This is a genomic window from Bradyrhizobium sp. GW821-FHT13H06, from assembly GCF_058803975.1.
Map to the genome: position 1 here is coordinate 814,350 of NZ_JBXAPN010000003.1, position 20,842 is coordinate 835,191.

Annotated in this window: 19 protein-coding genes; 10 read left to right on the forward strand and 9 right to left on the reverse strand. The window is 65.4% G+C overall.

Annotated elements, in window-relative coordinates; genetic code table 11:
• Positions 1–405: 405 nt before the first annotated feature.
• From AC1RQP_RS16185 to AC1RQP_RS16205, 5 genes are all read right to left on the reverse strand, one after another.
• Complete coding sequence (locus AC1RQP_RS16185) at positions 406–1,503, reverse strand: helix-turn-helix transcriptional regulator (protein WP_492937681.1); 1,098 nt, start codon at positions 1,501–1,503, stop codon at positions 406–408.
• Positions 1,504–1,825: 322 nt separating this feature from the next.
• Positions 1,826–3,367, reverse strand: coding sequence for a L,D-transpeptidase family protein (locus AC1RQP_RS16190; RefSeq protein WP_239620189.1), 1,542 nt, complete (start codon positions 3,365–3,367; stop codon positions 1,826–1,828).
• Positions 3,368–3,889: 522 nt separating this feature from the next.
• On the reverse strand, positions 3,890–4,852 hold the full coding sequence (locus tag AC1RQP_RS16195; RefSeq protein ID WP_239620191.1) for an acetyl-CoA carboxylase carboxyltransferase subunit alpha: 963 nt from the start codon (positions 4,850–4,852) through the stop codon (positions 3,890–3,892).
• Positions 4,853–5,141: 289 nt separating this feature from the next.
• A complete protein-coding gene (gene xerD, locus AC1RQP_RS16200; RefSeq protein ID WP_492937682.1) occupies positions 5,142–6,101 on the reverse strand; it encodes a site-specific tyrosine recombinase XerD in 960 nt (319 codons plus the stop codon).
• Positions 6,102–6,118: 17 nt separating this feature from the next.
• Positions 6,119–6,265, reverse strand: coding sequence for a hypothetical protein (locus tag AC1RQP_RS16205; RefSeq protein ID WP_035669499.1), 147 nt, complete (start codon positions 6,263–6,265; stop codon positions 6,119–6,121).
• Between the two features lie 210 nt (positions 6,266–6,475).
• Here AC1RQP_RS16205 and AC1RQP_RS16210 point away from each other — a divergent pair, with 210 nt between their 5' ends.
• From AC1RQP_RS16210 to AC1RQP_RS16220, 3 genes are all read left to right on the forward strand, one after another.
• Positions 6,476–7,102 (forward strand): shikimate kinase, encoded by a 627-nt coding sequence (locus AC1RQP_RS16210; RefSeq protein WP_239620194.1) that lies wholly within the window; start codon positions 6,476–6,478, stop codon positions 7,100–7,102.
• Positions 7,099–8,241 carry a 3-dehydroquinate synthase gene (gene aroB / locus AC1RQP_RS16215; RefSeq protein WP_492937683.1) on the forward strand — a complete coding sequence of 381 codons (1,143 nt, stop codon included), beginning with the start codon at positions 7,099–7,101 and terminating at the stop codon, positions 8,239–8,241. The genes AC1RQP_RS16210 and aroB overlap by 4 nt, the downstream gene beginning before the upstream one ends.
• A 67-nt stretch (positions 8,242–8,308) precedes the next feature.
• Positions 8,309–9,661, forward strand: coding sequence for a hemolysin family protein (locus tag AC1RQP_RS16220; RefSeq protein WP_239620198.1), 1,353 nt, complete (start codon positions 8,309–8,311; stop codon positions 9,659–9,661).
• Between the two features lie 258 nt (positions 9,662–9,919).
• Here AC1RQP_RS16220 and AC1RQP_RS16225 read toward each other — a convergent pair whose 3' ends face one another.
• On the reverse strand, positions 9,920–10,189 hold the full coding sequence (locus AC1RQP_RS16225) for a BolA family protein (RefSeq protein ID WP_061882723.1): 270 nt from the start codon (positions 10,187–10,189) through the stop codon (positions 9,920–9,922).
• A gap of 104 nt (positions 10,190–10,293) precedes the next feature.
• Here AC1RQP_RS16225 and AC1RQP_RS16230 point away from each other — a divergent pair, with 104 nt between their 5' ends.
• Complete coding sequence (locus tag AC1RQP_RS16230; protein ID WP_492937684.1) at positions 10,294–10,929, forward strand: J domain-containing protein; 636 nt, start codon at positions 10,294–10,296, stop codon at positions 10,927–10,929.
• Positions 10,930–11,129: 200 nt separating this feature from the next.
• Here the strand turns inward: AC1RQP_RS16230 and AC1RQP_RS16235 are convergent, their stop codons facing one another.
• On the reverse strand, positions 11,130–12,224 hold the full coding sequence (locus tag AC1RQP_RS16235; protein WP_492937685.1) for a citrate synthase/methylcitrate synthase: 1,095 nt from the start codon (positions 12,222–12,224) through the stop codon (positions 11,130–11,132).
• A 73-nt stretch (positions 12,225–12,297) separates the two neighbouring features.
• On the opposite strand from AC1RQP_RS16235, the gene AC1RQP_RS16240 reads away from it, so the two are divergent.
• On the forward strand, positions 12,298–13,536 hold the full coding sequence (locus AC1RQP_RS16240; RefSeq protein WP_492937686.1) for a citrate synthase: 1,239 nt from the start codon (positions 12,298–12,300) through the stop codon (positions 13,534–13,536).
• 13 nt (positions 13,537–13,549) lie between these two features.
• Here the strand turns inward: AC1RQP_RS16240 and AC1RQP_RS16245 are convergent, their stop codons facing one another.
• Entirely contained in the window at positions 13,550–14,479 is a 930-nt protein-coding gene (locus AC1RQP_RS16245; protein ID WP_492937687.1) for a LysR family transcriptional regulator, read from the reverse strand.
• 93 nt (positions 14,480–14,572) lie between these two features.
• Between AC1RQP_RS16245 and AC1RQP_RS16250 the strand changes: the two genes are divergently transcribed.
• Positions 14,573–15,208: an NADPH-dependent F420 reductase gene (locus tag AC1RQP_RS16250; RefSeq protein ID WP_492937689.1), complete on the forward strand. Its 636-nt coding sequence runs from the start codon at positions 14,573–14,575 to the stop codon at positions 15,206–15,208.
• A 49-nt stretch (positions 15,209–15,257) separates the two neighbouring features.
• Entirely contained in the window at positions 15,258–15,629 is a 372-nt protein-coding gene (locus tag AC1RQP_RS16255) for a nuclear transport factor 2 family protein (protein WP_492937690.1), read from the forward strand.
• A 21-nt stretch (positions 15,630–15,650) separates the two neighbouring features.
• On the opposite strand, the gene AC1RQP_RS16260 is transcribed toward AC1RQP_RS16255, so the two are convergent.
• Complete coding sequence (locus tag AC1RQP_RS16260; RefSeq protein WP_492937691.1) at positions 15,651–16,310, reverse strand: DedA family protein; 660 nt, start codon at positions 16,308–16,310, stop codon at positions 15,651–15,653.
• Between the two features lie 297 nt (positions 16,311–16,607).
• Here AC1RQP_RS16260 and cobS point away from each other — a divergent pair, with 297 nt between their 5' ends.
• The 3 genes from cobS (at position 16,608) to AC1RQP_RS16275 (ending at position 20,725) form a co-directional block, all read left to right on the forward strand.
• Positions 16,608–17,606, forward strand: a complete 999-nt coding sequence (gene cobS / locus AC1RQP_RS16265; protein WP_239620211.1) for a cobaltochelatase subunit CobS — start codon at positions 16,608–16,610, stop codon at positions 17,604–17,606.
• A gap of 138 nt (positions 17,607–17,744) precedes the next feature.
• Positions 17,745–19,649: a cobaltochelatase subunit CobT gene (cobT, locus tag AC1RQP_RS16270; protein WP_239620212.1), complete on the forward strand. Its 1,905-nt coding sequence runs from the start codon at positions 17,745–17,747 to the stop codon at positions 19,647–19,649.
• Positions 19,646–20,725: an esterase-like activity of phytase family protein gene (locus AC1RQP_RS16275; protein ID WP_492937692.1), complete on the forward strand. Its 1,080-nt coding sequence runs from the start codon at positions 19,646–19,648 to the stop codon at positions 20,723–20,725. The genes cobT and AC1RQP_RS16275 overlap by 4 nt, the downstream gene beginning before the upstream one ends.
• The last annotated feature ends 117 nt before the right edge of the window (positions 20,726–20,842 follow it).

The following is a 20,842-nucleotide window of genomic DNA, read 5'->3' on the forward strand; positions in this document are numbered from 1 at the left end:
AAGCTAGGTCCAGACGCAACATTACTGAAAGCCTCATTATGCGGGAAGTCGCGACCAATAGGGCGCGGTTAGAAGCAGCATGAAAAGCGCGCGTTCGGCCTGGTACTTTGCGGCATATCGACTTGATTCCCGCCCTCGCACCACGACCGCTCCTCCGCTGGTGCAGACGCTCCACACCCATCTCTTTCGCTTGCGCTGCACCAAAGTCACTTCGAATGTCGAAAACTCCGATCTGACCATTGTCGCCGCTTCTCACCCTGCAACCAACCGGACAAACTTGAACCCGGAGGTCCGATCCCTGTCTTCACCCATTTGGGTGAAAGAGGACTTGCCCATGCCAGGGCAAGGTCTGGTCTGGGCCGTCGGGCGGAAGGGCGATGAGGGATGTGTCTGCGGGATAGGGGTCTAGCCGCCGCGCAATGCCTTGCCAGCGAGCAGGCTGACGAGCTCCTGCTGACGGGAAAGGCCGGTCTTTGAAAGCACGGCTTTGAGCTGCGTGCGCACCGTCTCTCGCGTCACGCCGATTTTTGATGCGAGTGCATCGACCGATCCGGCCTGAGCAACTCCACGTGCGACCTGGGCTTCTGCCGGCGTCAGGTCGAACAGCCCTTGCAGGACTTCCGCACTCGGTACCGCGCCGCGATCGACGGGCGTCACGATGAGCATGAAGGTGGCTTGCGTGAAAATATCGCGTGCGGATCCGCGCACCGGGACGACATGCAGGACCATCGGTACGCGATCCATGGCCGCTGCGATGGCGAGGGACTTGACGCCTCGACTGGTGCCAACGAACGAGGTCCCCAGCGCCGCCAAGAACAATCCGTCCGCAGTGACATCTGTCAGGGCCAACCGCTCTGCGCGGTCTTGGAACAGCGACGGCATCAGTGCTTCGAACAGGCCGTTCGCCGCGAGTAATTTGCCTCGTTCGCGCAATATTGCTCCGGGCAGCCCAATGGCCTGCAGTGCGTCGGCTTGCGCGCGCGCGCGCTCGAAGCCAAGGCGGTTTGCAGTCAGGGACGCCCGAGCTAGATGAGGCCTCAGGCCATCAAGGAACGAGACGACGTCGCGCGGCACCGGTCCGTTGTCTTGGTGTCGCGGCATGACGATCGCAATCGAATCGCCGCTCGGTATTGAAATGAGGGTCCCGGCTCTGTAGCCGATTCCGTGCCTGCGGTAGAAATTGCAGTACACGTCATTGGTCGCGATCTCCTCCTCCGATAGAAGGTCTCCATCATTGAGGAAGCCGGCGTAGTTGAGGGCGGCGGCACGCGGCAGCAACGGATCGCGCTCACTCCATCCCTCTTGCAAGAAAAGAGGCATGGTCTGGTCGTGATTGACGGAATTGACCCCGCTGATATAGCCGTCGCGTACCGCGAAAAGCAGTCCGCCATTGCCGCCGATAGCGTTACCGATTTCATCGAGAACCGCGGGCCACAATGACGGTATGAGCCCGGCCTCGTAGATACGGTCAATCAGATGATCGAGATGCCCAAATCCACTCATGCGCAGCGCGAGAGAGCAAACGGCGTAACTATAGCTGGGTGACCGGGTGACGCAATCCGGCACATCGAGAGGCGCCCCGGATCCTTGGAGGGAACCAGTCGGCTCCTCAATCCTCGCCGTGGCGGCCTTGTCGGAGGCGTTCGAACTCTACGACGAACTTTCTCCGGCCTTCCCCAAGTCGCGATTTCTTGCATTCCGCGTGCGGGATCAAGCTTCCCGACAAGCTGGCGGATCGCACGCGGCTATTGCTGCGGCGGGCCATGTGCGGGGAAGGGCAATCAGCAGGTTGTGCTTGGCTTGCTCCGGAAGGCGCGGCGCCCGCCTACTTCACCGCCCCAAACCGGCTGTCGAACGAGTTCGACTGCACCACCGGCGCGGCGCCCATGATCTGCGTCGCTTCACCCGCGCCATCCGACACGGACGGCTTCAGCGCCGGACGCGTCTGGGCGAGGCGGGTGTCGGGCTTCGGCGGCTCCGCAGGCTTGGCGGCGACGGCCGCCGGCTTCGGCGCATCCTTGGCCGTGTCCTTGGACTTGTCATGCCCCGGCACGAAGCGGGTCACAGCGGCCTTCAGCCTCGATGCTGCCGTAGGCGGCGTCACGGACGTCTGGGTCGGCGCCACGGACGCTGTGGCCTGCGGCGGCGGCGTGGTCGCCGTCGTCTCGGAGCTGCCGAGGCCCATCTTGCGGCCGAGGTTCGAGAAGAAGCCGCCGCCTTGTGATTTCTCGGCTTGCGATTTCTCAGCCTGGGGCTTCTCCGCCGGCGCAACTGCGGCGACGCGCGTGGTCGCGGGCGCGCTGACGGCTGCGACCGGCACGTCCTGCGGTGCGGTCGCGGACGCCACCGAGTCGAGGTTGGGCTTCGGCGGATTGACGTGACCGGGGATCGTGCCCGGCGCCTTGGCCATCGCCAGCATCTGCAGCGTGGTGCCTTCGGCGCCTTCGGACAGGCCGGTCGAGCCTTCCGGAATCTTGGCGGCGAACACCTTGTTCATGCCGCCGTCGATGCCGGTGTTCATGCGCGCCACCGGCGTGCCCTTGGCGACGAGCTTGGCGTATTCCGTTTCGTCCTTGGCCTGCTTCTCGCGGACGGCGGCGACGATCTCCTCGGGGATCACATAGGCCGGGCACTTCGCCGAGGCGTCGAACACCAGATCGCGCTTGGCGTCCGCCGGCTTCGCCGCGTCGAACACGTATTTCTTTTCGCAGAAATCGACCCTCGGCTCCTGCCGCGTCACCTCGAAATGATCATAGCCTTCCTTGATCATCTTCCAGAACGGCATGTTCGGATTGTTCCGGTGCCTGGCCATGTTCACCGGCGTCATCTTGAACGGATAGGCCTGCAGCTGGAACGCCTTCTGGCCGCCGAAGAAGGATTCGCGCCCCAACGAATAGATCTCCGCGATCTGCTCGTCCGTCATCGCGTAGCAGCCGCGCGACGAGCAATCGCCATGCACCATCAGCTGCGAGCCGGTGCGCCCCAAGGCCTTGTCGAACGCGTTCGGATAGCCCGTGTTGAAGGACAAGTAATAGGCCGACTGCGGATTCATCTGGCTCGGGTTGATCGAGTAGAATCCCTCCGGCGCCTGGCGGTCGCCTTCGCGCACCTTGGGGCCGAGGTCGCCGGACCAGCGGCAGATCGGATAGGTCTTGAGCAGCGCGAACTTGCCTGAGCGGGTCTGCTTCCAGATCTCGAGCTCGGCCTCCTGCTTGAACAGGCGGACCAGGATCGGCGATTGCAGGTCCATGTCCTTCTCGGCCATCGCAGCGATCAGCTTCGGCGGCACCGGCTGGTTGGCCTTGGCGTTGGTCGCGAGCGAGACCTGGTCGCTGTTGCAGCCGGTCAGCAGAACGCCGGCCGTCATCAGCGCAACCGAAGCCAAGAGCGCGCGAGCAAGCGAACGAGAAATCAAGATGGACCCCACACCGTGCCGGGCATTGATGCGCGAACCCCAATTCTATGGAGCATGATCCGACCGGCGAACCGGACCCGTCCACGGGCTTTTTCGGACCACGCCCCAGCGCTTATGCCCTGAAGCCATTGATTAAAATTCTAACCTCTGGGTCATGCGGTCGCAACCCGAGCGGGGATCACGAGGGCGTTGGCCCAAAGGTGTGGTCAACAGAGACTTAAACTGGGCCGGAACTTGGACCACGGCCAAACCACCACTGAGATCGCCGATTTGGGCAAAAAAAGGGTTAATGCGGGGTTACCGGGGGCCGTCCTGCGACGGTCTCGTGCCCCGGACGCAGCGCAACGCTCCTTGGGCGGTGCGCTGCTGAGCCGGGGCCCATGCTGCGGGTGAGCTGTGCGGCCTCCTGGGTCCCGGCTCTCCGCAGCCGCGTTCCACGCTGCAGCGCGTCCGGGACACGGCAACAAGCCCGAATCAGCCCAGTTTCCGGCCGATATCGAGGAATTTCTGCCGCCGCTGCTTGCGGATGGCATCCCCGTCGAGGCCCTGGAGCTCGTCGAAGGCCTTGGCGATGGCCTCGCCCGTCGTGGCGATCATGGCGGCGGGGTCGCGGTGGGCGCCGCCGACCGGCTCCTTCAGGATCTGGTCGATCACGCCGAAGCGGAGCATGTCCTGGGCGGTGATCTTCATGTTGTTGGCGGCTTCCTGCGCCTTGGTGCCGTCGCGCCAGAGGATCGAGGACGCCGCCTCCGGCGAGATCACGCTGTAGATCGCGTGCTCCAGCATCAGGACCTTGTTGGCGGTGGTGATGGCGATGGCGCCGCCCGACATGCCCTCGCCGGTGATGATCGCGACGTTCGGCACGGTCAGGGCGAGGCAGGCGTCGGTCGAGCGCGCGATCGCCTCGGCCTGGCCGCGCTCCTCTGCGCCGATGCCGGGATAGGCGCCCGCGGAATCGGCGAGCGACAGCACCGGCAGCCCGAAGCGCTCGGCCATCTCCATCAGCCGCACGCATTTGCGATAGCCTTCGGGCCGCGCCATGCCGAAATTATGCCGGATCCGGCTCTCGGTGGAATCGCCCTTTTCCTGGCCCATCACGCAGATCGGCTCGCCGCGGAAGCGGCCGAAGCCGGCGACCAGCGCCTCGTCCTCGCCGAACTTGCGGTCGCCGGCGAGCGGGGTGAATTCGGTGATCAGGCCCTTAATGAAGTCGTTGAAATGCGGCCGCTGCGGATGCCGCGCGACCAGCGTCTTCTGCCACGGCGTCAGGTTCTGATAGAGGTCGGCCAGCGCCTGCGCCGCCTTGTCCTCGATCCGCCCGATCTCGTCGCTGATGTCGGTGCCGGACGCCGCGAGCGCCCGCAATTCATCGACCTTGGAGTCGAGCTCGGCGACGGGCTTTTCGAAGTCGAGATAGCTGCGCATCTGGTCTTGCATCAACTCAATATAGGGGGACGGGGCCTTGGAGCGAAGCGAGGTTCGGGTCACGGAAAGATGTGTAGCGTCTTCAATGGTTTGGCTTGTGTGCTCGTGCGGCGCCAGCCAAATCAATCGGTGAGGCCCCGGCTCTTTCTGCGGAGACGCGGCCGAAGTCAAGGCGGTTCATGGGTCGCCGTAGCCCGGATGAGCGAAGCGATATCCGGGGCAGGTCGTGCCTTGGGCACAATCCCGGATGTCGCTTCGCTCATCCGGGCTACGACAGCCCCGTCCAGGGCACGAGACCTGTCTACTTCTCGGCCAGCGGGTGCAGGTCGCGCACCAGGCTCTTCAGCCGCTCCTCGACGACATGGGTGTAGATCTGCGTCGTGGAGATGTCGGTATGGCCGAGCAGGGTCTGCACGATGCGCAGATCGGCGCCGTTGTGCAGGAGGTGGCTGGCGAAGGCGTGGCGCAGCACGTGCGGGGAGACCAGCCGGGCCTGCAGCCCGGAGGCGACCGCGAGCTCCTTGAGGTCGCGGGCAAAATGCTGTCGCGTCAGATGTCCGCTCTCGCCGAAGGAGGGGAATAGCCATTTCGAGGCGGCGAGGCTGTCTTTCTTCTTCTCGGTCTTCGCGGCCTCCGTCGCGGCAAGGTAATCCGCCATCGCCTGCCGCGAGGCCTCGTTGAGCGGCACCAGCCGTTCCTTGTTGCCCTTGCCGCGCACCACGATCATGCGGGCGTCGCGCTTGGCCGCCGAGCGCGGCAGCGCCACCAGCTCGGAGACGCGCAGGCCCGTGGCGTAGAGCACCTCGAGCAGGCAATAGAGCCTGAGAGCGCGCAGCCGCTTCGCCGGCGAGGCCTCTTCCGCCTCGCTCAACTCCTTGGCGCGGCGGAGCATGCGGTCGACGTCCGCGATCGACAGCACCTTCGGCAGGCCGCGGCCGCGCTTGGGGCCGGACAGGATCGCGGCCGGATCATCGCCGCGGATGCGCTCATTGAGGAGGAAGCGGTAGAGATGCCGCATTGCCGACAGGCGGCGGGCGACGCTGGTGGATTTGAAGCCGCGGATGTCGAGATCGGCGAGATAGTCGCGCAGCGTCTGCGTTTCCGCGTCCACAAAATTGTGGCCGACACGGCCCAGGAATTCCGAGAAATCGGTGAGGTCGCGGCGATAGGCGTCGAGCGTATTGGGCCCCGCGCCCTGTTCCGCCGCGAGCATGTCGAGGAACAGGCCGATGAGCTTGGCGTCTGAGGGCTTGATGGGCATGCCTCGGAGGCTAGCGCCTATTTCTTGAGAAATTTATCCGGCGGGATCGTTACCGTCATTTCCCGCGGCTTGGGATTGACGAAGTTGGCCAGCGCGAAGACCACGCCATAGACGATGCCGGCGATCACGGCGACGACCGTCAGGAAGCGGAACAGGCTGGGCATCGTTCTGGGGTCTCGGGCAGAGGACTTGGATAGGGCTCTTGGATGGGGCTGTTGGTAGGTCTTGGCAGCCAAATTAACCAATGAAATCATCCAACATGTTCGCCGTTTCGTGGCAAGAGTCCTCTGGCGAGGGCCCCCATGGGATCGTATAGGTGGCCAAAGCATGCCGCCCCCGGCGGCAGATCGAGCGAGATCCAATCGAGCGAGACAATGTCCGACGCCGCGGTGCCAGCACAAGCGACCCCTGAGGCCGACATCCTGTCGGCGCTCGGCGCGCGCTCGATCGTGCTGGTCGGCATGATGGGGGTGGGCAAGTCCACCATCGGCCGGCGGTTGGCGGCGCGGCTTGGCCTGCGATTTCTCGATGCCGATGTCGAAATCGAGGTGGCCCACGCCGGCATGACCATCCCGGAAATCTTTGCGGCCCATGGCGAGCCCTATTTCCGCGATGGCGAGGCCCGTGTGATCGCGCGCCTGCTCGAGGGAGGTCCCGTGGTACTGGCGACGGGCGGCGGCGCTTTCATGCGCGAGGAGACGCGCGCGCGCATCGCGGCGAAGGCCATCTCGATCTGGCTGAGGGCGGACCATGACGTCATCATGCGCCGCGTGCGGCGCCGTGCCGACCGTCCGCTGCTTCAGACCGCCGATCCCGAAGGAACCGTGACGCGCCTTCTCGCCCAGCGCGAGCCGGTCTATGCCAATGCCGATCTCACCATCGCCTCGCGCGACGTGCCGCACGACCGGATCGTCGAGGAGTGCATCGAGGCGCTGCACGCCCATCTCTGCGGCGGACAGGCCGCCCAACCCCCTGCCGACGTTGCGAGTGCCGTACGATGACTGCGCCGTTGAAACATTCCGATCCAGTCAAGGTCGACGTCGCGCTCGGCGACCGCGCCTATGACATCGTCATCGGCCGCGGCGTGCTGTCTTCGCTTGGAGAACGGGTCGCAGCATTGCGGCCGGGCGTGCGCACGGCCATCGTGACCGACCGCACCGTCGCGAAATACTGGCTCGAGCCCACCGAGGCGTCGCTCGCAGCCAGCGGTATTCCGACCTCGCGCATCGTCGTCGAGGAAGGCGAGATCTCCAAGACCTATGCCGGCCTCGAAAAAGTCAGCGAAGCCCTGATCGCCGCCAGGATCGAGCGCAACGATCTCGTCATCGCGCTCGGCGGCGGCGTCGTCGGCGATCTCGCCGGCTTTGCCGCGGCGATCCTGCGCCGCGGCGTCGATTTCGTGCAGGTGCCGACCTCGCTTCTCGCGCAGGTCGATTCATCCGTCGGCGGCAAGACCGGCATCAACTCGCCGCAGGGCAAGAACCTGTTAGGGGCCTTCCACCAGCCGGTGCTGGTCATCGCCGACACCGCCGTGCTCGACACGCTGTCGCCGCGCCAGTTCCGCGCCGGCTATGCCGAGGTCGCCAAATACGGCGTGCTCGGCGACGAGGCCTTCTTCACCTGGCTGGAAAAGAACCATTCCGACATCTTCAAGGGCGGTTCGGCGCGCGAGCACGCGATCGCGACCTCGTGCCGCGCCAAGGCGGGCGTCGTCTCCCGCGACGAGCGCGAGAGCGGCGAGCGCGCGCTGCTCAATCTCGGCCACACCTTCGGCCATGCGCTGGAAGCGGCGACCGGCTTCTCCGACCGTCTGTTCCACGGCGAGGGCGTCGCGATCGGCATGACGCTGGCGGCGCAGTTCTCGGCCAGGCTCGGCATGATCGGCGAGGCCGATGCGGCGCGCGTCGAACGGCACCTGATCGAAGCCGGCCTGCCGACGCGCCTGCAGGACATCGCCGGTTTTGCGCAGGAAGGACTTGCCGATGCCGATGCGCTGATGGCGCTGATGGCACAGGACAAGAAGGTCAAGCGCGGCAAGCTCACGTTCATCCTGCTGGAGGCCGTGGGACGCGCGGTGATCGCCAAGGACGTCGAGCCGAGCCTGGTGCGCGATTTCCTGCAGTCGAAACTGTCGCAGTGATGGCGGGACCGTTCAGATCGGCCGCCCGCGAAACGGCGGGGAATGCCGAGGCGGTCGCGAGGCAAACATGAGTTCGATCTCGGTCAATCTGCTGCTGGCGGTCCTCTTGCTCGCCGCCAACGCCTTTTACGTGGCTGCGGAATTCGCGCTCGTGAAGAGCCGCGGCTTTCGCGTCAAGGCCATGGTCGAGCAGAATCGCTTCGGCGCCCGCCTGCTGCAGACGATGATGGGGAATATCGAATCCTATCTCGCCTGCTGCCAGCTCGGCATCACCATGGCGTCCCTCGGTCTTGGTTGGATCGGTGAGCCGACCGTGTCTGCGCTGCTGAGTCCGATCCTCCAGCCGCTCGGTTTGTCGGAGGCCACGCTGCACTTCGTCTCGTTCGTGGCGGGTTTCCTGGTTTTCTCCTCGCTGCATATCATCATCGGCGAGCAGGTGCCGAAAACGCTTGCGATCAGGGAGCCGATGCCGGTGTCGCAGTGGATCGCCTATCCGCTGCATGTCTCCTACCTGCTGTTCTATCCGCTGAGCTGGTGTCTCAACGCGGCTTCGAGCGCGATCCTGCGTCTGATCGGGGTCCAGGAGTTTTCGCAGCACGAGATCCTGACGGATTCCGAGATCGAGGGCCTGGTCGAGGAATCGGCCGTGCACGGCAAGATCGAGAGCGGCGAGGCCGAATACATTCACAACGTCTTCCGCCTCGGCGAGCTGACCGTGTCCGACGTGATGGTTCATCGCACCGCCATGGTGATGATCAATGCCGACCTGCCGCCGGAGGAGCTGGTGCGGGAGGTGTTGGCCACCGAGTACACCCGCATTCCGCTGTGGCGCGACAAGTCGGAGAACATCATCGGCATCCTGCACGCCAAGGATCTGTTGCGGGCCATCCGCGCGTCGGAGGGCGATACCTCGCGCATCGACGTCACCAGCATCATGCTGCCGCCCTGGTTCGTGCCGGAAATGCGGCCGATATCCCAGCAGCTCAAGGCGTTCCGCCGTCGCAAGACCCATTTCGCGCTCGTCGTCGACGAGTATGGCGAGGTCGAAGGCCTCGTGACGCTGGAAGACATTCTGGAGGAGATCGTCGGCGATATCTCCGACGAGCACGACGTGGTGGTCACCGGCGTGCGCCGTCAGCCCGACGGCTCCGTCGTGGTCGACGGCTCCGTGCCGATCCGCGATCTCAACCGCGCGCTGGACTGGCACCTGCCCGATGAAGAGGCAACGACGGTCGCCGGCCTCGTCATTCACGAAGCGCGCTCGATCCCCGACCGCGGCCAGAGTTTTACCTTCCACGGCTTCCGCTTCCGCGTCCTCCGCCGCGAGCGCAACCGCATCACCGCGCTCCGTATTTCAGCGGTGGCACGCGAGGGTGAGCTGGAGGAGACCAAGCCGAGACGGGCCGGAACGTCGTTCTGATCTCGCTCTCCGTCTCCCTCCAGGGGAGGGGCTATTGCATATGAGAGCATCTCTCTGGCGGCCATCCTTCGAGACGCCCGCCTTTGGCGGGCCCTCAGGATGAGGACGGAGTGTGCGGCCGCAGTTTCAACGAGCAAGATGCCGCTTAGCCTCATCCTGAGGAGGCGCGTAAGCGCCGTCTCGAAGGACGAGGCGCGTGCTCGGGCTGCAGCCAACAGTCATCTGCGATAGCCCTGCCCTCCAGGGGAGGCGAGCAAATCAGCCTTCCCCTGGCGCCTGCGCCTGGATCGCGAGCGCGTGCACGCCGCCCGAGAGTTCCGCGGCGAGCGCCGAATTTATCATGCGATGGCGGTCGACCCGGCTCTTCCCTTTGAAGGCGGCAGACACGATATAGACGCGAAAGTGCGTCTCGCCGCCCGGCTGATGGCCGGCGTGGCCCTCATGCAAGTGTGACTCGTCGACGACCCGCAGGCTTTCCGGCGTGAAAGCTTCCTGCAACTTGTTGCTGATAGTGTCTTTCATGACCATGAGTGCCATTAAGGGACGCGATCGCGGCCCGTCAACTCCCGGGCCTCACGCTAATTGCAATGTCAAGACTTGAAGGTTTTTGCATTGCGTAGTCAAAGTCAGCCATGCCGATCGATTCATCAAAGTTCTTCGACTCCATCCGCGTCAAGCCGCGCGGCAAGCAGGCGGAAGCGAAGCCGCGCGACAGCGTGGTCGCCTGCGAATGGACCGGCTGCCAGAACAAGGGCAGCCACCGCGCGCCGAAGGGCCGTGAGAACCAGCGCGAATACTGGCACTTCTGCCTCGACCACGTGCGCGAGTACAACCAGAACTACAATTTCTTTTCCGGCATGAACGCCGACGCCGTCGCGCGCTACCAGAAGGATGCGCTGACCGGCCACCGTCCGACCTGGAAGATGGGCGCCAATGGCGGCGTCAAGAAGGGCGCGGAAGCCGAGATCGACGGTGCGTTCGATCCATTCAGCATGTTCCAGGAGCTCAATGGCCGCACGGGCTGGCGGAAGGGCCCGGAGGCGCCGCCCAAGGCCGAAACGCGCAAGGTGATGAACGCCGAGCGCAAGGCGCTCCAGGTCATGGGCCTCGGCCCCGGTGCGACGCTCGCCGACGTCAAGGCCAAGTACAAGGCGCTGGTGAAGCAGCACCACCCCGACGCCAATGGCGGCGACCGCTCCACTGAGGACCGCCTGATCGAGATCATCAAGGCGTATAATTATCTGAAGACGGTCGTGCGGGAGGCGTAAGGCCTCGCATTCTTTCTTCCTTCTCCCCTTGCGGGAGAAGGTGGCGCGAAGCGCCGGATGAGGGGTATCCCTCCGAGATACTGCGCTGACAGTTTTGCGCGCGGAGACAACCCATCACTCGCCGCGGCGCGAAGCCACCCTCTCCCGCAAAGGGAGAGGGGAAGCACGGCACGCTGCCGCCGATCATTCACCGGGATACTTCACGTCTTCGGCATCGCCCCGACATAGGACGAACTCGGCCGGATCAACCGTCCCGTCCGCTGCTGCTCGCGCGCGTGTGCAGTCCATCCCGCGGCGCGTGCCACCGCGAAGATCGGCGTGAAGGCCTGGCGCGGAATCGCGAGCGCGTCGAGCAGGATCGCAGTGAAGAACTCCACATTCGTCTCCAGCGGCCGCTCCGGATTCTTCTTGCGCAGCGCGGCGCGGATATAGGCCTCGACCTCGCCGGCGAAGGGCAGGTCGGCGCCATCCGTTGAAAGCCGCTCGATCGCGGCCTTGAGCACGTCGGCGCGCGGGTCGCGCACGCGATAGACGCGGTGGCCAAAGCCCATCAGCCGTTCGCCGCCCGCGAGCGCCGCATCCACCCACGGCTGGATGCGTTCGCTGCTGCCGATCGCATCCAGCATTTCCAGCACCGGCTCCGGAGCGCCGCCATGCAGCGGACCGGTGAGCGCGCAGTAACCGGCGGTGACCGCGGCGAACAGATCAGCCTGCGTCGACGCCACTACGCGCGTGGTGAAGGTCGAGGCATTCATGCCGTGGTCGCAGACGGTGACGAGGTAGGCATCGAGTGCCGTGACCTCGCGAGGCTCCGGCGAGGCGCCGCGCAGCATCCGCAGCGTATCGGCGGCATGGCTTGCATTCGGATCGGGCGCGACCGGCTCCAGTCCCTTGGCGCGGCGGACCAGTGCGCCCGCGATCACCGGGAATGCGCCGACGATGGTCGCCTCATGCTCCAGCCCGTGCTCGGCGCGAAGCGCGGCGACGGCTGCGCGAAACCCGTCGACGATGCCCATGCCGCGCGTCGCCGGCAGCAGGTCGGGCAGCCGCGCGAAGGCGCACTCGCGCGCCGCGCCCAGGCTCGCCCGCACATTGGCTTCGCTCAGCGTGGTCTTGCTGGCGCCGTTCCAGAGCCGGGCGGTGACGCCTTCGAAACTCGATTTGGCGGCGAGGTTGCCGACATGCTCGCCGGCGATGATCAGCTCGCCGCGCTCGCCGTCGACATGGCTCAGCACGGTTTCAGCCGCGGGGACGCCGTCCAGCCCGATTTGGCTCTTGGTCAGATGAATGTTCATGGCCTGTCTCCTTTCACGCGAGATAAGGTCAGGCCTCTCGACAGATTGATCAATCTTGATTACGTAAATCAATATGAAAAATTCCGATGGGCTGTACCTTTCTGCCCGGGAGGCCGCCGCCGAGCTCGCGATCTCCCCGGCCACTCTCTACGCCTATGTCAGCCGAGGCCTGATCCGCTCCGAGCCGACGCCGGACTCGCGCAAGAACCGCTACCGCGCGGAGGATGTGCGGGCGCTGAAGGAGCGCCGCGTACCGTCGCCGGAGCCGCGCGGGCTACGCAGCTTCGATGCCGACCTGCCGGTGATGGACACGGAAATCTCGACCATCACCGAGGAGGGCGCGATCTATCGCGGCGTCAATTGCGTCGATCTTTCCGAGAGCGACACGCTGGAGCACACGGCGACGCTGCTCTGGGACGTCTCCGGCGTCGATCCGTTCGCTCCGGACAATCAACCGGAGATATCCGAGGAGATGCGCACGATCGGGCAGGCCGCGCGCCGGGCGGCGCCGATCGACCGGGCCATCGCCGTGCTCGCGCTGGCCGCCAGCGCCGATTCCCGCGCCTTCACCCGTGCGCCCGATGGCCGCGCGCTGGTCGGCGCGCGCATCGTCCGCCTGCTGGTCGCGACCATGCTCAATGCCGAGCCGTCGGCCGAGCCGCTGCATCGGCAGATCGCCAACGCCTGGGCGTCCGACAACAAGCATGCGCCCGATCTGATCCGCCGCGCGCTGGTTCTGCTCGCCGATCACGAGCTGAACGCCTCGACCTTCACCGCGCGTTGCGCGGCCTCGACCGGCCTCAACCTCTACGATTCCGTCATCGCCGGCCTCGCCGCGCTGAAAGGGCCCAAGCATGGCGGGGCCGGCGTGCTGGCCTCGCAGCTCGTGAAGGCGCTGGTCGACCGCGACGTCGAGCCGATGGTGCGCGAGCGCGTCGCGCTCGGCGAGCGTTTCGCCGGCTTCGGCCATGGCGTCTACAAGCGCGGCGATCCCCGCGCGCAATCGCTGTTGAACGCATTGTCGCGCGCCGGCGCGCCGCGCAAATTCACCCGCGAGGTGCCGGAGCGCATCGCGGAAGCCACCGGCGAGTTCGTCAACATCGACTATGCGCTCGCAGTCCTCGTGCAAGCGCTGCGCCTACCCGCGGGCAGCGAGCTCGCCCTGTTCGCCATGGCGCGCAGCGTCGGCTGGATCGCGCACGCCAGCGAGCAATTGCAGTTCGGCAAGCTGATCAGGCCAAGGGCCAGGTATGTCGGGCCGGCGCCGGGGCGGCGGGCGGGGGCTGCGGATTCCAGAATTCGGGGCGCATAGTCTGCCGACCTTGTCAGCTCAGGCTTCCGGCGAAACGTTCGGCGAGCCGGTTCTTCCTGAATGCCTCCGCCACCCAGTCCACGAAGACTCTCGTCTTCGCGGGCACGAGCTTGCGCGATGCATGATAGATCGAGATCGCACCGGCGTCGCAGTACCAGCGCGGTACCAGGCGCAGCAGGGAGCCGTCTTCGAGCGCTGGAAGGATGTCGGCTGTCGCGAGCATGGCCACTCCCAGGCCCAGCAGCGCTGCTTCGCGCATTGCGGCGGGATCGTTGACCACGATGGACTCCGACAGCGACGCCTGAACTTCCCGCCCCGAAACATCGCGCATCGACCAGTGCCGGATGCGCCCGGTTTGCAGCGAGCGCATCACGATGCCATTGAGCCCGGCCAACTCATCAGGCTTGGTCGGAGGCACGCGCCCGGACATGTAGGCTGGTGACGCCACGGCGACGATATGGGCGGGCGCAAGTGTTCGGCTCACAAGTCCCGGCGACAACTCGAACCCGCCACCAATAGCCGCGTCGTAGCCTTCGCCGATCAGATCGACCTGACGGTTCTCGAAGTGCCACTCAGGGCGGACCAGTGGATACCGGGCAAGGAAGCCGGGAAGTAGCGGCAGGATATGAGCCGTACCGAATGTCGGTGGCAGGCTGACTTTGAGAAGGCCTGCCGGCTCGGTGCTGCCGGTCGATATCCCTGCAATGGCTGCCTGAAGGCCTTCGAGATTGTCGGAGATCGCCACGCGAAACGTCTCGCCCGCCTCCGTCAGCGTCAATTTCCGCGTCGAACGATGAAACAGCCGGACGCCGAGATTGCGCTCCAGCATGGCGACGTTTCGGCTGACGGCGGCCGGAGTCAACGAGAGACGTCGACTGGCCTCCGAAAAGCTGCCGGATTCGGCGCTGCGGAGGAAGGACTCAAGGTTCGCCAGCGTTTCCATCTATCCATTCTCAAGCAATCGTTGAAAATATTACGAGCAATATCCTCCTAATCAAGGGGCAATGTTTGGACCATCTCTGCACCACCGATCAGCTTGCCTGATCCCAAGACATCTCGGAGATTTTCCATGTCCACTATCGGCATCATCGGCGCGGGCAATATTGGCCGCGCAATCGCCCAGGCCCTGGCGCGCAACGGCATCGCCGTGACCCTGTCCAACAGCCGCGGCCCGGAAAGCCTAGCCGCGACCGTTGCCGAACTCGGTCCGCTCGTGACCGCCGGCACCCGCGAAGAGGCCGCTGCCAAGGAGATCGTGTTCGTCGCAGTCAACTGGTCGAAGCTGCCGGATGCGCTCGCCGGGCTGCCGCCATTCGCCGGCCGCATCGTCGTCGACGCCAACAATCCGATCGAGGCCCCGCTGTTCAAGCCGGCTGAACTCGGTGGCCGCGCCTCGTCCGAGGTTTTCGCAGATCTCGTGCCCGGTGCGCGGGTGGTGAAGGCATTCAATCATCTTTTGGCGCAACTCCTCGCAACTGACCCTGCGAGCGACGGCGGCAAGCGCGTGCTGTTCTACTCGGGAGATGACGCTGATGCGAAAGCCGTTGTCGGCGCGCTGATCGATCGGCTCGGATTCTTCGGCATCGATCTGGGCTCGCTCGCGATCGGAGGCAGGCTGACCCAGTTTCCCGGTGGTCCGCTTCCGGCGCTGAACCTGGTCAAGTTCGGCTGACCCTTCGAGAAGGTTCACCAACGATATGAGATGATGAAAGGCTACCCAGATGACAACCGATAGTACCGATTTCGACCACCTGCTTCGCTCAAATCTGGAGCGCGTGTTCAACGAGCGGATCGAGGACAAACGGCGCGCCGCCATCGCCGAGTTGTTCGTCGAAGAGCCCGTGATGTACGAGCCGACGAAGATCGTCCGGGGCCGGTCAGAGATATCGCGCGTCGCCGGAGAACTTCTGCAGCAGTTTGGGCCGACATTCAGGTTCGTACCCGATGGCGTCGCCGTCGGGCATCATGGTTTGGCACGTCTGGCCTGGCATGCCGGGCCTGAGCATGGTCCAGTCGCCGTGACCGGGGCCGACGTCGCGGAAATCGAAGGCGGTAAGATCTCACGCTTGTGGGTGTTGCTCAACGCGCCGTGAGAGACGGTCGCCCTGCCGAAACTAGGTCTGCGGCTTCGACGCGGCGACTTCGCTGCGGCTCCGGCGGCGTATGAACCATAACGCGGCGCCGAATGCGATCGCCACGCCCGTCACGGTCAATATCCAGATGTGCTTGCCGACATGCCCATGATAATGCAGCCCGGCATATTCGTGCAGGGCTGAGACCGCCAGCACGCCCGGCAGCACATGCGCGGGCGCCCAGGCCAGGATGGCCGGGATGTTCACCGCGTAGAATTTCGCCGGTGCCATGCCGAGCGCGCCGGCGGTCACGGGGACGAAGGCCCGGACCGGCGGCACGAAGCGGGCGAAGAACACGGCCCAGGTGCCAAAGCGGTTGAAGAAGCTCTCGCTCTCGGCGACCACGCGCGGATAATTGGTCAGCGGCCAGGTATTGAGGATCTCGCGCTGGCGCCGGTGCCCGATCCAATAGGCTGAACCGTCGCCGAGCACGGCGCCGAGCGCGGCTGCCAGCAGCACCCATTGCAGCTTGAGTTCGCCGCCAGGGACCAGGGCGCTCAGCGCCAGGATGATGGTCGAGCCCGGGATCACCGATCCCACCACCGGCACGGCTTCGAGCAGCGCCGCCAGGAACAGGGTCAGATAGCCCAGCCATGGATGGGCCGAGACGAAGGCGATGAGCGGATCGAGGAAGGACGTCACGTCGTCTCTGTGGCGGGCTGGAGCATCGGGGTTCAGACCCTACCTAAGTAAGCACGTGCGGCAAACCTGCCATTTGGGCAGGCAGAGGCGTTGCCCCGCCCGAAATTCGAGCGTGATTCGCAAGGCAGCCCTCCAAAAACTGCGTTCCTTGCCTATCTAAATGAAAACACGATGGAACTTTGATTGGAGGGCGGGCTTCTGCCCGCCCCTTGTCTCTGATAGGTTGCTTTCCAGCACCCAGCCGCAGCCAACGTGCGAATAACCGGTTTCGGGACCGCCCGGGACCTCGGAGGATTGATGACGACCGCCGCCCTGTCCAAAGTTGAGGAAGTTTCCGGTCTGCCCGACATGAAAGTGTCGGTTCGCCAGGTGTTCGGGATCGATAGCGATCTCGAAGTGCCGGCCTATTCCGAAGTCGATCCTCACGTGCCCGAAGTCGACGCCGATTACCGCTTCGACCGTGCCACCACGCTCGCCATTCTCGCAGGCTTTGCGCGCAACCGCCGCGTCATGGTGACCGGCTATCACGGCACCGGCAAATCCACCCATATCGAGCAGGTCGCCGCCCGCCTGAACTGGCCCTGCGTGCGCGTCAACCTCGACAGCCACATCAGCCGCATCGATCTCGTCGGCAAGGATTCGATCGTGGTCCGCGACGGCAAGCAGGTCACCGAATTCCGCGACGGCATCCTGCCCTGGGCGCTGCAGCACAACGTCGCGCTGGTGTTTGACGAATACGACGCCGGCCGCCCGGACGTGATGTTCGTGATCCAGCGCGTGCTGGAGGTCTCGGGACGCCTGACGCTGCTCGACCAGAACAAGGTGATCAAGCCGCACCCGGCGTTCCGGCTTTTCGCCACAGCGAATACGGTGGGCCTCGGCGATACCTCGGGCCTCTATCACGGCACCCAGCAGATCAACCAGGGCCAGATGGACCGCTGGTCGATCGTCACCACGCTGAACTATCTCAGCCATGACGAGGAAGTGGAGATCGTGCTGGCCAAGGCCAAGCACTATCGCACCCAGGAAGGCCGCGACATCGTCAACAAGATGGTGCGCCTCGCTGACCTCACCCGCAACGCCTTCGCCAACGGCGATCTGTCGACGGTGATGAGCCCGCGCACGGTGATCACCTGGGCGGAGAACGCCGACATCTTCGGCGATATCGGATTTTCGTTCCGGGTCACCTTCCTCAACAAGTGCGACGAGCTCGAACGCCCCCTGGTCGCCGAGTTCTACCAGCGCTGCTTCAACGCGGAGCTGCCGGAATCGGCGGTGAACGTGGCGCTGAGCTGATCTCTCGCGAGATGTCGTCCCGGCGGGCGCCGGGACCCATACCGCGTGATATCTCGATTGAAGCGACGCTGATAATTTCCCTGACTACCGCCGGTGGCTATGGGTCCCCGCTTTCGCGGGGACGACGGTGAGATCGAGATGAGCACCACCTCCAACTCCAAATTCCGCACCAACAAGGAAGCGCCGACCGAGCCGTTCAAGCGCTCGGTAGCCTCCTGCCTCAAGGCGATCGCCAGGACGCCGGAGCTCGACGTCAGCTTCGCGGCCGAGCGGCCCGGCCTTGCGCCGGGCAAGGCGCGGCTGCCCGAGCCCGCGCGGAAGATGACCCGGCGCGATGCCGCGATCGTGCGCGGCCATGCCGATTCCATCGCGCTCAAGCTCGCCTGTCACGATCCCAAGGTTCATCGCAAGCTGATGCCCGGCAATCCGCAGGCGCGCGGCGTGTTCGAGGCGGTCGAGCAGGCTCGCGTCGAGGCGATCGGCGCGCGCCGCATGGCCGGCGTTGCCAAGAACCTCACCGCGATGCTCGACGATCATTTTCATCGCGGCAAGTTCGACGAGATCACCGACCGCGCCGATGCGCCGCTCGCCGATGCGCTGGCGATGCTGGTGCGCGAGCGCCTGACCGGCCTCGCGCCGCCGGCGGCGGCGAAGAAGATGGTCGACCTCTGGCGGCCCATCCTCGAAGACAAGATCGGCAAGCGGCTCGACCGGCTCGACGGCGTGGTCGAGGACCAGACCAAGTTCGGAGACGCCGTGCATGATCTGTTGTCGGCACTCGAGCTCGGCGACGAACGCAACGCCGACAGCGAAGACAATGACGAGAACGACGAGAACCGGGACGGCGACAACGACCAGTCCGGCGCCGAAGGCTCGCCCGATTCCGACGCCGCGCAGGAGATGAGCGCCGACCAGGCGCAGGCGACCTCGGAAGAGATGAGCGAGAGCGCGATGGAAAGCGCGCAGGCCTCGACCTCGGATACGTTCGACGACGGCGAGCTCGGCGACGACGAGACGCCCGGCGAGGCGACGCGTCCGAACGCGCACGGCAAGAACGAGCCGCGCGGGCCGGAATATCACGCCTTCGCGCCCAAGTTCGACGAGGTGATCGCGGCCGAGGACCTCTGCGACCATGACGAGCTGGAGCGGCTGCGCGCCTATCTCGACAAGCAGCTCGCGCATCTGCAGGGCATCGTCGCCCGCCTCGCCAACCGGCTGCAGCGCAAGCTGATGGCGCAGCAGAACCGCGCCTGGGAGTTCGATCTCGAAGAGGGCATCCTCGATCCCGCGCGGCTGTCGCGCGTCGTCACCGATCCCTATCATCCGCTGTCCTTCATGCACGAGAAGGAGGCGACGTTCCGCGACACCGTGGTGACGCTGCTGCTCGACAATTCCGGCTCGATGCGCGGACGCCCGATCACGGTCGCGGCGACCTGCGCCGACATCCTCGCGCGCACGCTGGAGCGTTGCGGCGTCAAGGTCGAGATCCTCGGCTTCACCACGCGCGCCTGGAAGGGCGGGCAATCGCGCGAGGCCTGGCTGGCCGCCGGCAAGCCGGCCAATCCCGGCCGCCTCAACGATCTCCGCCACATCATCTACAAGTCCGCCGACGCGCCCTGGCGCCGCGCGCGCAAGAATCTCGGCCTGATGATGCGCGAGGGGCTGCTGAAGGAGAATATCGACGGCGAGGCGCTGGACTGGGCGCACAAGCGCCTGCTCGGCCGGCCCGAGCAGCGCAAGATCCTGATGATGATCTCGGACGGCGCGCCGGTCGACGATTCCACGCTGTCGGTCAATCCCGGCAATTATCTCGAGCGGCACCTGCGCCACATCATCGAGGAGATCGAGACCCGCTCGCCGGTCGAGCTGATCGCGATCGGCATCGGTCATGACGTGACGCGCTACTATCGCCGCGCGGTGACGATCGTGGACGCCGAGGAGCTCGGCGGCGCCATCACCGAGAAGCTCGCCGAACTCTTCAGCGAGACCGCCACGGCGCCCACGCAAGCACCCGGTCGCCCGCGACGCAAATTGCATTCGTGAGCACGCATTCATCCCGCCGCCGCTTTCTCGGCCACGCGGCGGCGGGATTCTCCACCCTCGCAGTCTCCCGCTTCGCGCTGGCGCAAGCCACGACCGAGCCGCCTCCGCGCGCGCTCCAGGTCGAGCACGCCGTCGCAGAGCCCGTCAGCGTCGAGGTCAACGCGCGCCCCATTCCCAATTTCGAGCCGCGCGACCGCACGCGCACGCGCTTCGGCTCGCTGGACTATCGCAGCGGCCTGGTGCTGACCTCGCCCTATCGCGGCTTCGGCGGCTTGTCCGGCATCCGCTTCCTCGACGGCAAGGGCGAGCGCTTCCTCGCCATCTCCGACCAGGGCGGCTGGTTCACCGGCACCATCCGCTATGCCGGCCGCGAGATGACGGGCCTTGCGGACGTCGAGGCCGCGCCGGTGCTGGGCGCCGACGGCCGGCCGATCACCGAGAAGAAGCTCTGGTACGACACCGAGTCGCTCGCGCGCGACGGCAACCTCGTCTATGTCGGGCTCGAGCGCGTCAACCAGATCCTGCGCTACGATTTTGCCAGGGGCGGCACCCGTGCCCGGGGCGAGGTGATCAGCGTCCCGCCGGCCTTGCGCAAGCTGCCCTACAACAAGGGGCTCGAGGCGATGGTCGTCGTGCCCAAGGGTCAGGGCCAGCCGCTCGCGGGCAGCCTGATCGCCTTCTCCGAGCGCGGGCTCGATGCCGATGGCAACCTCATCGCCTTCCTGATCGGCGGCCCCACGCCCGGCCAGTTCGGCGTGCGGCGGACCGAGAAATACGACATCAGCGATGCCGTGCTGCTGCCCTCCGGCGAGCTGCTCATCCTCGAACGCAAATTCTCCTGGTTCACCGGCGTCAACATCCGCATCCGCTCGATCCCCCTGAAGTCGATTGTCCCAGGCGCGCTGGTCGATGGCCCTGCGCTGTTCGCCGCCGATCTCGGCCACGAGATCGACAACATGGAAGCCATCGACGCCCACGTCACCGCCGACGGCGAGACGGTGCTGACCCTGATCTCCGACGACAATTTCTCGATGCTGCAACGGACCCTGCTGCTGCAGTTCACGCTGGCGGAGTAGGCAGTCTCTCCCTGTCATTGCGATGGAGAGGCTGGCTCGCGCCAGATCGCAATTGCGGGAATGCACGCCGAGGCGACCCGCCATTCCTCCGCCCCGCTAGCAATCCGCGCGTCTGCC

What these genes read in the sequence shown, in the direction of transcription:
- AC1RQP_RS16185 (WP_492937681.1), bottom strand. Translation starts at nt 1,503, where the DNA reads ATGAGTGGATTTGGGCATCTCGATCATCTGATTGACCGTATCTACGAG.
- AC1RQP_RS16190 (WP_239620189.1), bottom strand. Translation starts at nt 3,367, where the DNA reads ATGACGGCCGGCGTTCTGCTGACCGGCTGCAACAGCGACCAGGTCTCG.
- AC1RQP_RS16195 (WP_239620191.1), bottom strand. Translation starts at nt 4,852, where the DNA reads ATGCAAGACCAGATGCGCAGCTATCTCGACTTCGAAAAGCCCGTCGCC.
- xerD (WP_492937682.1), bottom strand. Translation starts at nt 6,101, where the DNA reads ATGCCCATCAAGCCCTCAGACGCCAAGCTCATCGGCCTGTTCCTCGAC.
- AC1RQP_RS16205 (WP_035669499.1), bottom strand. Translation starts at nt 6,265, where the DNA reads ATGCCCAGCCTGTTCCGCTTCCTGACGGTCGTCGCCGTGATCGCCGGC.
- AC1RQP_RS16210 (WP_239620194.1), top strand. Translation starts at nt 6,476, where the DNA reads ATGTCCGACGCCGCGGTGCCAGCACAAGCGACCCCTGAGGCCGACATC.
- aroB (WP_492937683.1), top strand. Translation starts at nt 7,099, where the DNA reads ATGACTGCGCCGTTGAAACATTCCGATCCAGTCAAGGTCGACGTCGCG.
- AC1RQP_RS16220 (WP_239620198.1), top strand. Translation starts at nt 8,309, where the DNA reads ATGAGTTCGATCTCGGTCAATCTGCTGCTGGCGGTCCTCTTGCTCGCC.
- AC1RQP_RS16225 (WP_061882723.1), bottom strand. Translation starts at nt 10,189, where the DNA reads ATGGTCATGAAAGACACTATCAGCAACAAGTTGCAGGAAGCTTTCACG.
- AC1RQP_RS16230 (WP_492937684.1), top strand. Translation starts at nt 10,294, where the DNA reads ATGCCGATCGATTCATCAAAGTTCTTCGACTCCATCCGCGTCAAGCCG.
- AC1RQP_RS16235 (WP_492937685.1), bottom strand. Translation starts at nt 12,224, where the DNA reads ATGAACATTCATCTGACCAAGAGCCAAATCGGGCTGGACGGCGTCCCC.
- AC1RQP_RS16240 (WP_492937686.1), top strand. Translation starts at nt 12,298, where the DNA reads ATGAAAAATTCCGATGGGCTGTACCTTTCTGCCCGGGAGGCCGCCGCC.
- AC1RQP_RS16245 (WP_492937687.1), bottom strand. Translation starts at nt 14,479, where the DNA reads ATGGAAACGCTGGCGAACCTTGAGTCCTTCCTCCGCAGCGCCGAATCC.
- AC1RQP_RS16255 (WP_492937690.1), top strand. Translation starts at nt 15,258, where the DNA reads ATGACAACCGATAGTACCGATTTCGACCACCTGCTTCGCTCAAATCTG.
- cobS (WP_239620211.1), top strand. Translation starts at nt 16,608, where the DNA reads ATGACGACCGCCGCCCTGTCCAAAGTTGAGGAAGTTTCCGGTCTGCCC.
- cobT (WP_239620212.1), top strand. Translation starts at nt 17,745, where the DNA reads ATGAGCACCACCTCCAACTCCAAATTCCGCACCAACAAGGAAGCGCCG.